This window comes from Lentilactobacillus sp. Marseille-Q4993, assembly GCF_951230165.1.
Lineage (GTDB): Bacteria > Bacillota > Bacilli > Lactobacillales > Lactobacillaceae > Lentilactobacillus.
Window position 1 is genome coordinate 47,561 of record NZ_CATNVB010000007.1, and the last position, 13,016, is coordinate 60,576.

A 13,016-nucleotide genomic window follows, 5' to 3' on the forward strand; every position below is an offset into this window, starting at 1 on the left:
TTATTTTATTTCCTTATTATTTTCCAAGTTCTTCTTAGCCAGTACCCTACCCCTTCTCACACTCATAATCAAAGTAGTGACCGGAATTGTCAGAACAACCCCAATCAGCGAAAAGATAATCGCAATCAACTCGTTCACAAACACTTTGTCGTTCAGCATTCCACCTATACTAAAATGTAGATTAGTTAACCAAATAAACAGGGCTAAAGCATTACCAAAGAATCCAAAGAACAGTGTGTTGACCGCGGTTCCGATAATTTGTTTACCAATTTCAACTCCGTCTACCATCAGTTGAGCGGCGGTGATTTCACTATGCACAGACGTGATTTCATCCAACCCAGAAGCAATCGCAATGGCTGCCTCAGCAATCGCCCCAAGGGCTGACAAGATAGCGGTACAAATCGCAATCTTCGTAAAATTAATTCCCACTAAAACCGATAAGCCCTCTAACTCCTCACTATCCTCAAGTCCAAAGCCACCAACCTTGGCCCAGTTTTCAACCGGAATAATCAGTGCGACCAAAATTATCAAGATAATAATTGAAGCAAAGAACGCCGTCGTTGAAGCATTATCCGTCGCATCACTCCAAAATATCGTGATTGCTAGCACTACCGCACTGGCAATGAGAGTTACCGTAATTGGTGGAAAATGAAAGGCAATCAAAACAATTGTGAAGAAGACGATGCCAAAATTTACCAGCATACTGAGGAACCCGCTGATTCCCTGATGGCCACCGACAACCAACATCAGCACCAGTAGAACAATTCCAAGTAAAGTTATCGTTCCCATTAGCTCTCATCTCCTTTGATCCAAATGCTTGCGAAGAAACTTGATAAGACAACTGTCAGCACAATACCTATCGCACTCACCAGACTACTGAGCACTCCAAGTGACATATTCATTGAAAATGAATAGCCCCATGAGTTCCCGTTTTTTAAGTATAGCAACGTCATTGGCAGAGTTTCAGCCATGAAAACAAAGAATAGCACGTTGATCAATGGTCCCATAATTGATTTTCCAATTTGGCGCCCCGAATCAAAAACCTGGCGAGCTGAAATCTCCGGTTTTTCTTTCTTTAACGTCGCAAGGGACGCCACAATATCCGTAGCTTCATCCATAACCGCCCCCAACACACCAACCAAAACTTCCGCCACAAAGAGCGGTTTTGGTAATTGAGTGACGTACTGCATCGATTCATAATAAACTCCCTTTTCATGGGTAATCATGAACGCAACCAGCATTATCAAAATCGTTCCCACCGTTGAACCTACCACAGAGGTAAGGGCAACCAGCATTTTTTTATTCCACCCCATAACCATCCATAGTGTGATAACACAAAAAATCAGCGACAGGACGGCGAAGTTCAAAATAACGTGGGCGCCATTATGATCATTGTTTATTTTAATCGCGCAGAAAAACAATACCGTATTGACGATAATGCTACCAACAACAGTTAATCCTTGGAACTTAAGTAGCACACACAACAGACTAATCGCGAGTGCAATCAAGAAAACAACCGGGACGTCCCGTTTCAAGTCCTTAACCGTTGCACTATGCTTATTATGAAAAGTTATAAACACCTTATCCCCAACTTTTAGCTTATGGTCCATCGCATTAGAATCCGAATAGGTATTATCAATCGAAAGCCGTTGGTTCTTATGCTTACCGTTAGTTATGTATCCTTGGAGTTTCTGCTCAGTTTGGTGATCTTCGTTTTCAAACTCATCAGTAACCTTATTAGGTTTGCCATTCGTCACCGCAGTTACTTTATAAATCGGATTATCGTAAAACTGGTCGTTATGACTGGTAACTAGGACGGCAACGAGGCAGGAAAGGATTGCTAGGCCGACCTGAAGCCAGGTCATTTTGGAGGTTAGCTGTTTTTTCATCAGAATCTCTTTTCGTTTAGTGTAATCATTACTATTTTACACCATGGGGCAAGGGCTATTTATTAGGATATTATAAAACTAATTCAGCCTATTAAAAAAAGCAGCGCCCCATTTATGGGGCTGCCGCTTCGTTAATCAGCTTTTACTTATTGGTATTCTCATCCACCACCAGCACATTGTTTTTTGAATGCCGAACAACATACTCTGTAGTAGATCCCAGGAATGCTCGAGATAACCCATTGACCCCTGATTTACCAATTACCGTCAGAGAGATATCATACTTTTCCGGTAATTTTTCCGAAATTTGAATCTTAGGAATACCAATCACAAAGTGCGTTTCCGCTTCGACTCCAGCATCATCGGCCATCTTTTTGGCTTCAGCTAAAATATCAGCTGCTCGCTTTTGGAATGATTCCATCACATCCTGACCTAAAGTGACGCCATACTGAACGTAGCGTTGGTCAGTTGCGACTGAAACAATTTGCAATTTAGCTTTGAACATCTTGGCTAGCTTAAGAGCTTCCTTCACCGCCAACTTTGAATTATCACTACCATCAACTGGAACTAAAATATTTTCGTACATAATCTATCCCTCCAGACACCCAACTTTTTAATTAAATTCTACCATTTTCATATTGAACCACTAAGAAATCAGTCCAGCGATAAATTAGCCAGAACATCCTTACTTTCTTGCAATTCTGACCGCCGTCGTTCACTTCGCTCAGGAAAAGTGGCAACCAGGTACTTCTCCTCATCGCTTTCTGGTTCAATACTAGGCAACCCCGTTTCGGGTAATTCCTCCGTAACCATCAACGTAGTGAAGCACAAAAAACAAACGCGTTTTTCCTTAGTCATTTTATCCATCGCCACAAACTTGCAAAAGACTTCAATTGCTCGCTTCCTAACTCCCGTCACGTAGCAAACACATTCAACGATATCATCCGTCCTAATCGGTGAGAAAAAGTGAACGTGATCGTATGATGCCGTGACGAACTTAAGTCCCGGTACAAATTTGATAATCGATAACCCCGCCGTTGCATCAAGAATTTCTAGGGTCCTCCCGCCAAACTGGATGCTATTGTTATTCAAATCCGCGGGAAATATGTAACTTTCATGAATACTTCTCGTTTCAGAACACTTCATCTGGTCTAACTCCTTTACCCATTTTAATACCTTAATAATACCCTTTTGCCATTATTAAGTGAACCAAAAGAATTTACTCATCAAATTTTAACCTTTAAAATCAGTTTGCCATGAACTATACTTACTTTTATCAACTATCACAAGGAGGATTTACTTTTATGGCAAACGAACAACAAGACGTTGTCAATGAATCACTCATCAAGGACGACTTATACCAAGCAGTTAACGGAGCGTGGCAAAAGACCGCCGTTATCCCTGATGATCATTCATCTACAGGTGGTTTTATGGACCTTCACGATAACGTTGAAAAGCAGCTAATGGGTGACTTTGACAAGTTTTTAGCCGACCCTGACCAAAAATTCAACGAGCCATTTACTGAATTCTTGAAGTTTTATAAGATGACCCAAAACTTTGATAAGCGCGATGCAGATGGGGCTGCTCCAATCAAGCCTTATCTTGACCAAATCGAAAAGCTCTCGAGTTTTGACGACCTAAACGCCAACTTGAAAGATTGGACACTGGAAGGAATGCCGCTTCCATTCAACTACTCGGTTGAGCCCGACATGAAAAACACCAAGATCAATGCGCTAACGGCAGACGCACCATCCCTATTCCTGCCTGATAGAACGTACTATGAAAACAATAATCCTGCCTACGACCAATTAATGCCAATTTTGACAAAAACAATGGCCGAATTATTAGTCTTGGCTGATTACTCAGAAAGTGACGCTAACGAAATCGTTGAGTCAGCAAAGAAGTTCGATGCCTTGCTGGCACCGAACGTTAAGTCATCAGAAGAATTAGCTGATTACAGTAAGATGTATAATCCTCAAAAGTTCACCGAGTTTGCAAGTTCAAGTAACCTCATCGACTTGACTGGTTACACAAAGGACTTGTTTGGATTCTTACCCGATCAGGTTATTGTTGGTCAACCTAAGTTCTTCGAGAAGTTCAATGAAATTGTCACTGAAGATAGTTTCCACGACCTTAAGAACTGGATTTTGGCTAATTTCGTGTACTCAGCTGCGCCATTACTATCTGAAGAATTCCGGCAGACAGCGTCAACCTATGGCCGGGTTTTATCAGGAAGAAAAACTGCAACCCCACAAAAGAAGTCTGCATTTTACCTTGCATCCGGAACTTTCGGTCAAACCGTTGGTGATTACTACGGCAAGAAATATTTTGGCGAGAAAGCTAAGCACGACGTTGAAAATATGGTTAAGAGTATGATTGACGTCTACAAAGGTCGCCTCGAAAATAATGACTGGTTAAGTAAGGCCACTCGTGAAAAGGCGGTAGTCAAACTGAATACCCTTGAGTTACACGTTGGTTATCCTGAAAAAATCGCTGAAATCGAGTACAAGTTCAAGGTTACTGATCAAAGCGAAGGTGGAACAGTATTTAGCAATTCAGACCAATTTGGCCGAGTTGCCCGTGAATTCCACTTCTCCGAGCTTGGCAAACCAGTTGACCGTAGTCGCTGGTACATGAGTGCCAATACAGTTAACGCATACTACGATCCTTCAAAGAACCAAATCGTGTTCCCAGCCGCAATTCTTCAGGCACCGTTCTATAGTTTGGACCAATCATCTAGCGAAAACTTTGGTGGTATCGGAGCAGTTATTGCCCACGAAATCTCACATGCGTTTGATAACAATGGTTCCCTATTTGATGAACATGGTAACTTAAATAACTGGTGGACTGATGAAGATCATGAGCACTTCACCAAACTAGCTGATGATATGATTGCCGAATTCGATGGTCTCCCATTTGCTGGGCAGAAAGTTAATGGTAAGCTGACCGTTTCAGAAAACATTGCTGATGGTGGCGGTTTAAGCTGTGCCAACGAAGCTGCCAAACGAGAAGATGACGTTGATCTCAAGGCATTCTTCATCAACTGGAGTCGGATCTGGCGAATGAAAGCAACCACCGAATACGAACAGTTACTCCTTAACATTGACGTCCACGCACCTCACGAACTGAGAGCAAACGTGCAGGTTAAGAACTTAGCTGACTTTTACTCAACGTTTGGGGTAAAGGAAGGCGATGGAATGTTCTTGCCGGAGGAGAAGAGAGTGAATATTTGGTAAGCCCAATTAATTGACAAAACAAATGGTGCCACTAAATCACAAACTGATTTGGTAGCACCATTTTTATATAAAAAAGTCGTTGATTTCTCAACGACTTTGGTAAATTAATAGTTACCTTGAATAACAAGCTTCTTGTTAGCAGTGATAAATTTACCATTACTCAATTGATAACGAGTAGTTAAATTATGCTTTACAATTGCTTTAACTTTAAGGTGAGTTCCCTTTTTGTAGTGTTTACTCTTGCCAGTAAGATTCTTGTTTGTGTATGAGTATACTCCACGCTTAGAAATTACCGTAACAGTTTTTGATTTTGGAAGTGAGCTGTAATAAACGGGAAGAACATACTTTGTACTTGCAGTAATGTATCCAGTCTTACCAGCCGTCTTCTTTGAATGATTTACATCCTTAACTTGATAACGAAGCTTACCATTAACCCGTTCATATCCAACTACCACAAACATTGGGCGGTTAACTCTCTTTTGTTTTGGATAAGATGCAATTCGTTCAGATTTCTTGAATGATGCATTCTTGTACAAGTAGATTGGCTTAATAGCGTAAACAGCCTCACCCTTAACCCCGATATTATTAGCAATTGTTATTGTTTGGCCAGAGTTAGTTGTGACCGTGTTACTGCCTGAAGTGTTTGGTTGTGATGATGTTGAACTACCATTGTTATTAATAACAGTTGTACTCTTACTTGAAACCAATAGTTTAACATCGGTTGGTTTGTATCCATCCTTTTTAATTGTAATTGTGTATGGAGTACTTGAAATTGGTAGATTCTTTAATCCTTCGTTTGTTAATTCAACTTCATGGCCATTGTTGTCCTTGTAGTAATATTTGGCATCGGTTGGATCTTTAACTCCAAATAGCTTCGTTAAATCAACACCCTGTTGGCCGTGAACATATTCATAGACACCTTGGTTAGGATTATTAAGTGTGACATTCTTATCCGGAACGCCATATTGGAAGTAAAAGTTTTGTACGACTTCGTTGGTTCCATCTTTGACGTATTGAATATGGATAACGGTTCCTTTGGCAGGATTCTGACTTGGAACGATTGGAATAATCGAACCATTTGAATCAACCCTAACTTTATCTTCGCTATCCTTAGCAGCAACAAACTTTCCACTTGGTGCATTATTAGCAATGACTTTAGTTTGTCCCCATTCACCGATATATTCATCATTTGAAAAAACAATCGGGTGATTTGCATCTAGGCCTGTTTGACCATCAAAATTTGTTGCTTCAAGATTCGTTTTGAGGGCAGCGTATTGAAATGATGGTTTGGAAACTGGATTTCCAAATTGAAAATTCACATGAAAGTCAGCAGATTCTGGGTGATTCGGTACCCCATAGTAGAATGTTATAATTTTACCATTTGATAAATCCGGACTATCGTTGAACGATAACAAGTTCTGGGTCATTCCAGTTACATCAATATCAGAGTTTGCAGTATCAATATACTTCCTATCATCACTGGATACATAATATCCTTTACCAGCCTTAAAGTCTTTTGCCCAAACAAAAAGAGGGTCCGACTGGTTAGGAAAATTAGCACTTCCTGAATCTGGTAATTTTATGGTATCACCATTTGCAAATTCAGGTGCATCAGCAGATGATGCATATCCCCATGATCCAACCTTCGGTGCATCGGCATGCACATTTAATCCAATAAATAGCGTTCCAAGCATTACACCCAAAAGAACTATTAGCTTTTTAATCTTCATTTTTAAGTCCCCTATCTAATTTTTTTGACCATTTATATAAATAACTAATATTCATCCCCCTTTTTGATAAATATCAAGCTAGCAAGACATATGTAAAAAATCCAAGCATGCTAACTAGCAAATCATTGTACATTGTATAGCATCCCCCCAATACAATTCATTACCTCATCATTATAATATTTATAATCACCGTAACAAAATATTTACATCATAAAAATATTTTTTCACAATACCACATTATAAAAAAGCCAACTCATTTAATGAATTGGCTTCTGTAGTCATGCTTATGTCATTTAAGCGCTTGGAAAATTTTCAAACTTAATTTTGCTCGATAGACGTCCGTCTTAGTCAATGGGTTAAATCCATTGGTGCTGGCCTTTAGTTTACTGTAATCAAAGATTGCTGGTGTTTCACTAGCATAGTACATTGCATCATTTTTGTTTGGTGAATGGTTTAAGCCAAGAGCATGACCAAATTCATGGGTCAAAGTATTAGCGTATTCAAACTTTCTTGCCTTATAGCCCAACTTATTGGCAGCAATATCATTCTTCTCAGCGGTTAAATCAGACTGAACTTGAGCAATTACTTGTTTACGGTAAGCCGCAACCTTAGTCTCAATCTGAGGATCATTAGGATCCAACGATTGGCGGTAAGTTGCAATCTTAGCGTTAGCATCAGTAATCTTAGTCTTCATACTATTCTGAAGAATTTGAGTTGCTGCGTCACTTGGTGTGTTTACATAGAATGAATACCGAACCTGCATCTGTTTTGTATCAGGTGCCCACCAAGCATCACTTTCATCAGATGCGGTAGCTTTTTGTTTTGAAACAGAGAATGTCAACGTGTGGTTCTTCTTAGTTCCCATTTTAAGAACGTTCTTACCTAACTTTTGATTCCAATATTGAATCGCCATCTTTAGACTGGAGCGAAGTTCTGAACTACCATTTTTAACGTAAACGCGTGCGGTTCCATTTTTTGAGATGGCAGTCATTGATGATCTATCAAGCTTATATTTTTTGATCAGCGTTTTGGCATGCTTTTTATAATAGGCTTTGTTTTTTGTCAGCATAGACTTAGTCGGGGTAACGCTAGCAGCGTCAGCGACAACTGGTGCGAGTGGTGCGAATGAAAGCACCCCGGCAACGGATAAGAGAATGGCTGATTTGACGTGAAGACGATGAATTAACATATATTTTTCCCCCTGGTCTTCTGAATACCGTAATCGTACTAGCAATCTAGTGGATTTTCAAGGAATGTGCAGGAATGTAAGGAAGATAAAATAAAAGAAATGTGAATGTTATGGAAAAAGAGCAAGTGAAGTTCGGAATGCTATTTTTTGATAATTCAGCAATCTATAGAAATTGTAGATTGCTAAGAAATGGCCACGATGTTGAACTTGGTTGTCACATAACTGAAAGATAATTTTTCAGTTTTAATGGAGTAGCCATTAAAAAGTAATACCTATCAGCCATGTCGTTGTAGTTAGCCATTTATGGCTTACTACAAGACCAGTCTTTGAGATTTTGGTTTTTAAAAGCTCAAAGCTGTGTCCATGGCGTTCCATAGGTATTACTAAGAATGGCTACGTTAAAACTATTACAGTCGCTTCCGTTTATCTCGTCTGCCACACAGCCAAAACGTGCTCGGAGTTTCAATTCCCTCCGCCTACAGAAGCTCGCCTGCCACACATCTAAAACGTGCTCACCCTTTCAGTCGCTTCCGTTTATAAAAATAACGGCAGCTACAAGCAAACCACTTGTAACTACCGTTATTCCTATAATACTCGGCGACTCCCGAAAGGGTTCGCACTCTCTAGCTATTCATCAACAAATCCAACAACTGACGAGCTGATTCATTCAAGCTTGACTTCTTCTTATCATAACCAAGGTGAGTAAAGATTTCTCCAACAAATGTTCCCTTCTTGAACAATGCTGAGAACACTTCATCAATAATCACTTGGGTATCTGCTTGGCGTTGAACTGGGCCAAATGGGTTAGCAAAGAACGTTGTACTCATTCCAACTTCATCAGTTGTTCCAAGTGCTTTCCGCTTACCCGCAACGAACACAGCCTTAGCTGAATCTTCGTCCTCAAATTGGTGAACTCCGATTTCCTTATCGTAGTTATTAGCGTACAACCACATATCAACGTGGTGGTGCTTAATAATTTCTGGATACTCGTTTGCAGGAATAATACAACGAGCGTTTGATAATTCTGGGTTCATGTAGATACCACGATCCATATTTGAGAAGGCAACTTCTGAGCTCAAATCATCCAAACGAACGAAGGCACCAGTTTCAGTTCCTTGAGCGTAGATTGCTTGGTCATCACCGGTAAGGGTGAAACTACCCATATCATCAAAGATGGTTTCAATGTTAAGAATCTTATCGTCAGCAATTTCTTGCAATGCTTCGATTGATTCAGACTTCCCGGCACCACTATCACCAAAGAAGACAACTGACTTAGTCTTACCGTTTGAGAAGGTGATTTTAACCATTGAACCATGGATTGGCAACTTGTGCTTGTTGATCATGCTCAAGTTGTGCAATGTCAACATCATCTTCTTCATGTAACCGAAGTAGGTAGTCTTGTCGTTGTATGGCACTTGACCAACGTACATGTCATTTTCGTCATCGTGGAAGTAGTGACAGTTATCGTCAGTATCTGATTCTGAACCAGCAGTACCAAACATCAACAATAAGTCAGGCTTTCTGTCCTTAATAGCTTCGATGTCAGCTAATTCAAACAAGTTTCCAAGAGCTAAACCGTTTGAGAAGTAGTCGCGGTGGAAGTAGATGTAAGCCAAACTTTCACCAACCCAAGCTGGGTAACAGTACCAGCTATCACGATCACCGGTGAAGTTTTCGATTGGGTTTTGTTTAGTTTCTGAGAAGACACCTTCCCGTTTGTTACTCTTTGTGTGAACCATCATTGGTGGGCGGACCATCAAAGTATCAACAAAGCGAATATCCTTAAGCTTGTTGTACTTTTCAGGAACTGGCCAGTTAACACTTTGCGTTAAAATACAAGCGTTCGTGCCGGCGTTAACCTGACGATAAATGTGGTTAACATGTCCTTGAAGTTTTTCTTCAACCACTCGGTAGAGTTCAAGAACTAATTCGTTGAAGTGATTATCAATATCCATGAAATTATTAGCAACAATGTCGTTTTGATGCTTGTTGATGGTTGCGACCCGTAGAAGTGAACGGTAGAAAGAGTACAAATCCTCAATACTGTTCAAAACATCCTTGGCGTCGTACTTGATTTTGTCTTGTTCATCAACAACGATTTTTTTGATGGTGTCCAAGTATTCTTCAACTGAAACATCGTTGAACTTAGAAGGCTTTTTGTGATATGAAGCATCGCTGAGATAAACATCAACTACGTCGGCAAGTTCTTTGCTGTTAACGAGCTGAAAAACATTTTTGACAAATTTGTTGCTGTAGTCAAGAACTGCAACCCCTCTGTCTGTGTTGACGTATAACGCTGGGGTATCGATCTTTTCTTGTACCATGAGATAATCTCCTTCATTGTTATTTGGAATTAATAACATTGTAGACTATTTTGGCTTAAATTTTAAGTTAATTTTCATTTTCTTGCCATTTTAATGAATAAATAATTAGTTTTTGAGTTATTACCGAACGTTGTAGTTTGTGAGAAGGTAGCGATTTCAAGCTAGGATTCAGTACTTGTGAAAATTTTTTATTATCTAGAGAGACCAAGTTTCGGAATTAAGTCAGTAAAACGGAAAACTAATTTATCTAGAATTTCTCCAGTCGGATTATTCCGTTAAATATGAATGTTTAATGTAAACTACTACCAATTGAGATATAATATAATAAATGGGGATTTGTGAGGTGACAGAATATGAAGCTAACTGAATACTTGCATGATCAACTTCAGTTCCTAAACGAACAACTTGATGAAGCAAAAGATAAAAATGACCAAACAATGCAGTACCTTGTCGATTCCAAGATGACGGAAGTCAAGTTGATTTTGGAAGCCTTGCAAAAGGGAATAATTGACGAAATGAGTTAAATTGGTTAATATAGATTAACCTTTTTTTATTGCACACAATCTTTATAAGGAAGTATAACAATTGATAACTTTAAAATCAGAACGTGAAATTGAAAAGATGGCTGAATCAGGCGCAGTTCTTGCTGGTGTTCACAAGGGCCTTCGCGACATTATCAAACCAGGACTTGATACTTGGGAAATCGAAAGTTTTGCTCGTAAGTACATCGCAGACCACGGTGCTACCCCATCAGAGCTTGGCTTTGAAGGCTACAAATATGGCACTTGTGTCTCGATCAATGACGAAGTTGCCCATGGAATTCCCCGTAAGGGCCTTAAGCTCAAAGAAGGCGACATCGTCAAAGTTGACCTTACCGTAAATCTTGACGGTTTTGAAAGCGACTCTTGCTGGACATACCCAGTTGGTAAAATTAGTGACGAAGCCCAAAAGCTGATTGATGTCACTAAGAAGTCACTATACCTTGGAATTGACCAAGCTGTCATTGGTAACCGAATTGGTGATATTGGTGCCGCCATTCAAAAATACGTTGAAGACGAACACGGTTATGGTGACGTTCGTGAGCTTATCGGTCACGGTATTCAACCAACCATGCACGAAGAACCAAGTGTTCCTGCCTATGGTAAAGCTGGCCACGGCCTTCGTCTCAAGGAAGGTATGACAATTACCATTGAACCAATGGTGAATACTGGAACTTGGGAAATCAAGGACCGGTTAGATAAAAAAGATGACTGGACTTACTACGTATCATCTGATGGTAGTTTGTCATCACAATTCGAACATACCATCGCTATCACCAAGGATGGTCCTAAGATTTTGACTTCTCAAGGAGACGAAATCGATAAAAAGTACCAACTATAATTTTCAAAAAGAAATAGACCGGGTCGTTATTCTCCTTGTTGAGAGTAGTCGTTCGGTCTATGCTTATATTTAGGGTGTTAAACGGAAGGGTCTTACTTTCCGGTACATATTTTTCTAGGGAGGAACCACAATGAATAATAAAGACTTTAAGTACCCAGACACTGCTGCATACAATTTTGTTATTAAAACTCTTGATTCAAAAGGGATTACACCAGAAATGATATCTAGTATGGCTTATGATCTTCAGCGAGTTTTCTTTCCAAACCTTCAAATGGAACGAGTTCGTAAAGCCACTACCGATGTCCTCCATAAACGAGAAGTACTCAACAACGCCATGGTCGGTCTTGAGCTAGACCGCCTCGCCACTGAGGGTAAGTTAAAAGAGCCCCTTCAAAGTATCGTGATGAATGACTCTGGTGTTTTCGGTGTTGATGAGGGAATTGCCCTTAATATTGCCAACATTTATGGAACGATTGGTATCACCAACTACGGTTACATTGATCGTGACAAAACTGGCGTTATCAAAAAATTAGACGAAGAAAAAGACGGCGTTTCTAACACGTTCATCGACGATGTTGTCGGTGCCATTGTTAGTGCCGTCTCTGCTAAGGTTGCCCACGAAAATAATTAGTGCCAACCAAAGTTATCAATATTTGCTTCCGAGCGTTTAATCATTGAAACATAAGGATTGCCGGCAACGTAAAACCGAAGTGGTTTAGTCGCCCAATCTCCCTGATTTTCAACCCCAATTCGATTAGATGCTTTGATTCGCCGGGGAATAAGGCGATTATTCAAATCGATTTTCAGCTTACCATCACCAATTATCTCAAAGTTCATTTTTTTATCCGAAATCCCGAGAGCTTCCATCAACTTTCCAGGACCGTTGGTGAGATTTGCTCCGGGCTTTTTTCTATTCTCAAGCATTATTTCGTAGCCAATCGTCGGTTGAATAGCTCTAATCAAAATCCCCTGGGGTTCATCCTTTGCTTGAGCAGCGACGTCCAGAAGGTAACGCCCATGAATAGAATAGATATATACTGTCCCTGGAGGACCATAAAGTGGCTCGTTTGAAGCTGTTCGCTTGCCACCAAATGCGTGGGCAGCAGAATCAGGCGTTCCCATGTATGCCTCAGCCTCAACGATTCGACCACCAACCAATCCTTTCGGTGACTCATAGGTTAGCAATGTTCCGAGCATTTGCTTTGCCAAGTCATCCGTTGTAGAACTATCATAAAAGTTATGAATTACCAATGGGAAAGCTCCCTTTCATC

General features: G+C 40.2%; 12 protein-coding genes. 4 read left to right on the top strand and 8 right to left on the bottom strand.

Annotated elements, in window-relative coordinates; genetic code table 11:
- From QOW94_RS04350 to QOW94_RS04365, 4 genes are all read right to left on the bottom strand, one after another.
- Nucleotides 1-789, bottom strand: coding sequence for a YibE/F family protein (locus tag QOW94_RS04350; protein WP_283678967.1), 789 nt, complete (start codon nucleotides 787-789; stop codon nucleotides 1-3).
- Nucleotides 789-1,889: a YibE/F family protein gene (locus QOW94_RS04355; protein ID WP_283678968.1), complete on the bottom strand. Its 1,101-nt coding sequence runs from the start codon at nucleotides 1,887-1,889 to the stop codon at nucleotides 789-791. Before QOW94_RS04355 ends, QOW94_RS04350 begins: the two co-directional genes overlap by 1 nt.
- Before the next feature lie 142 nt (nucleotides 1,890-2,031).
- Nucleotides 2,032-2,472, bottom strand: coding sequence for a universal stress protein (locus QOW94_RS04360; RefSeq protein WP_283678969.1), 441 nt, complete (start codon nucleotides 2,470-2,472; stop codon nucleotides 2,032-2,034).
- A gap of 68 nt (nucleotides 2,473-2,540) precedes the next feature.
- Nucleotides 2,541-3,032 carry an acyl-CoA thioesterase gene (locus QOW94_RS04365; protein WP_283678971.1) on the bottom strand — a complete coding sequence of 164 codons (492 nt, stop codon included), beginning with the start codon at nucleotides 3,030-3,032 and terminating at the stop codon, nucleotides 2,541-2,543.
- Between the two features lie 158 nt (nucleotides 3,033-3,190).
- Between QOW94_RS04365 and QOW94_RS04370 the strand changes: the two genes are divergently transcribed.
- Nucleotides 3,191-5,122 (top strand): M13 family metallopeptidase, encoded by a 1,932-nt coding sequence (locus QOW94_RS04370; protein ID WP_283678972.1) that lies wholly within the window; start codon nucleotides 3,191-3,193, stop codon nucleotides 5,120-5,122.
- Nucleotides 5,123-5,226: 104 nt separating this feature from the next.
- Here the strand turns inward: QOW94_RS04370 and QOW94_RS04375 are convergent, their stop codons facing one another.
- The 3 genes from QOW94_RS04375 to QOW94_RS04385 all read right to left on the bottom strand — a co-directional run bounded on the left by QOW94_RS04375 (nucleotide 5,227) and on the right by QOW94_RS04385 (nucleotide 10,365).
- Nucleotides 5,227-6,852 carry a DUF5776 domain-containing protein gene (locus QOW94_RS04375; protein ID WP_283678973.1) on the bottom strand — a complete coding sequence of 542 codons (1,626 nt, stop codon included), beginning with the start codon at nucleotides 6,850-6,852 and terminating at the stop codon, nucleotides 5,227-5,229.
- A gap of 289 nt (nucleotides 6,853-7,141) precedes the next feature.
- The gene (locus QOW94_RS04380; RefSeq protein WP_283678974.1) at nucleotides 7,142-8,041 is read right to left on the bottom strand and encodes a matrixin family metalloprotease; all 900 of its coding nucleotides are present in this window, start codon (nucleotides 8,039-8,041) and stop codon (nucleotides 7,142-7,144) included.
- 623 nt (nucleotides 8,042-8,664) lie between these two features.
- On the bottom strand, nucleotides 8,665-10,365 hold the full coding sequence (locus QOW94_RS04385) for a phosphoenolpyruvate carboxykinase (protein ID WP_283678976.1): 1,701 nt from the start codon (nucleotides 10,363-10,365) through the stop codon (nucleotides 8,665-8,667).
- 353 nt (nucleotides 10,366-10,718) lie between these two features.
- Here QOW94_RS04385 and QOW94_RS04390 point away from each other — a divergent pair, with 353 nt between their 5' ends.
- The 3 genes from QOW94_RS04390 to QOW94_RS04400 all read left to right on the top strand — a co-directional run bounded on the left by QOW94_RS04390 (nucleotide 10,719) and on the right by QOW94_RS04400 (nucleotide 12,376).
- On the top strand, nucleotides 10,719-10,889 hold the full coding sequence (locus QOW94_RS04390; RefSeq protein WP_283678978.1) for a hypothetical protein: 171 nt from the start codon (nucleotides 10,719-10,721) through the stop codon (nucleotides 10,887-10,889).
- 61 nt (nucleotides 10,890-10,950) lie between these two features.
- Nucleotides 10,951-11,745, top strand: a complete 795-nt coding sequence (gene map, locus QOW94_RS04395) for a type I methionyl aminopeptidase (protein ID WP_283678980.1) — start codon at nucleotides 10,951-10,953, stop codon at nucleotides 11,743-11,745.
- 130 nt (nucleotides 11,746-11,875) lie between these two features.
- On the top strand, nucleotides 11,876-12,376 hold the full coding sequence (locus QOW94_RS04400) for a phosphatidylglycerophosphatase A family protein (protein WP_283678982.1): 501 nt from the start codon (nucleotides 11,876-11,878) through the stop codon (nucleotides 12,374-12,376).
- Here QOW94_RS04400 and QOW94_RS04405 read toward each other — a convergent pair.
- On the bottom strand, nucleotides 12,373-12,990 hold the full coding sequence (locus QOW94_RS04405; protein WP_502867239.1) for a DNA-3-methyladenine glycosylase: 618 nt from the start codon (nucleotides 12,988-12,990) through the stop codon (nucleotides 12,373-12,375). The two genes, QOW94_RS04400 and QOW94_RS04405, sit on opposite strands and share 4 nt — an antisense overlap.
- Between the last annotated feature and the right edge of the window lie 26 nt (nucleotides 12,991-13,016).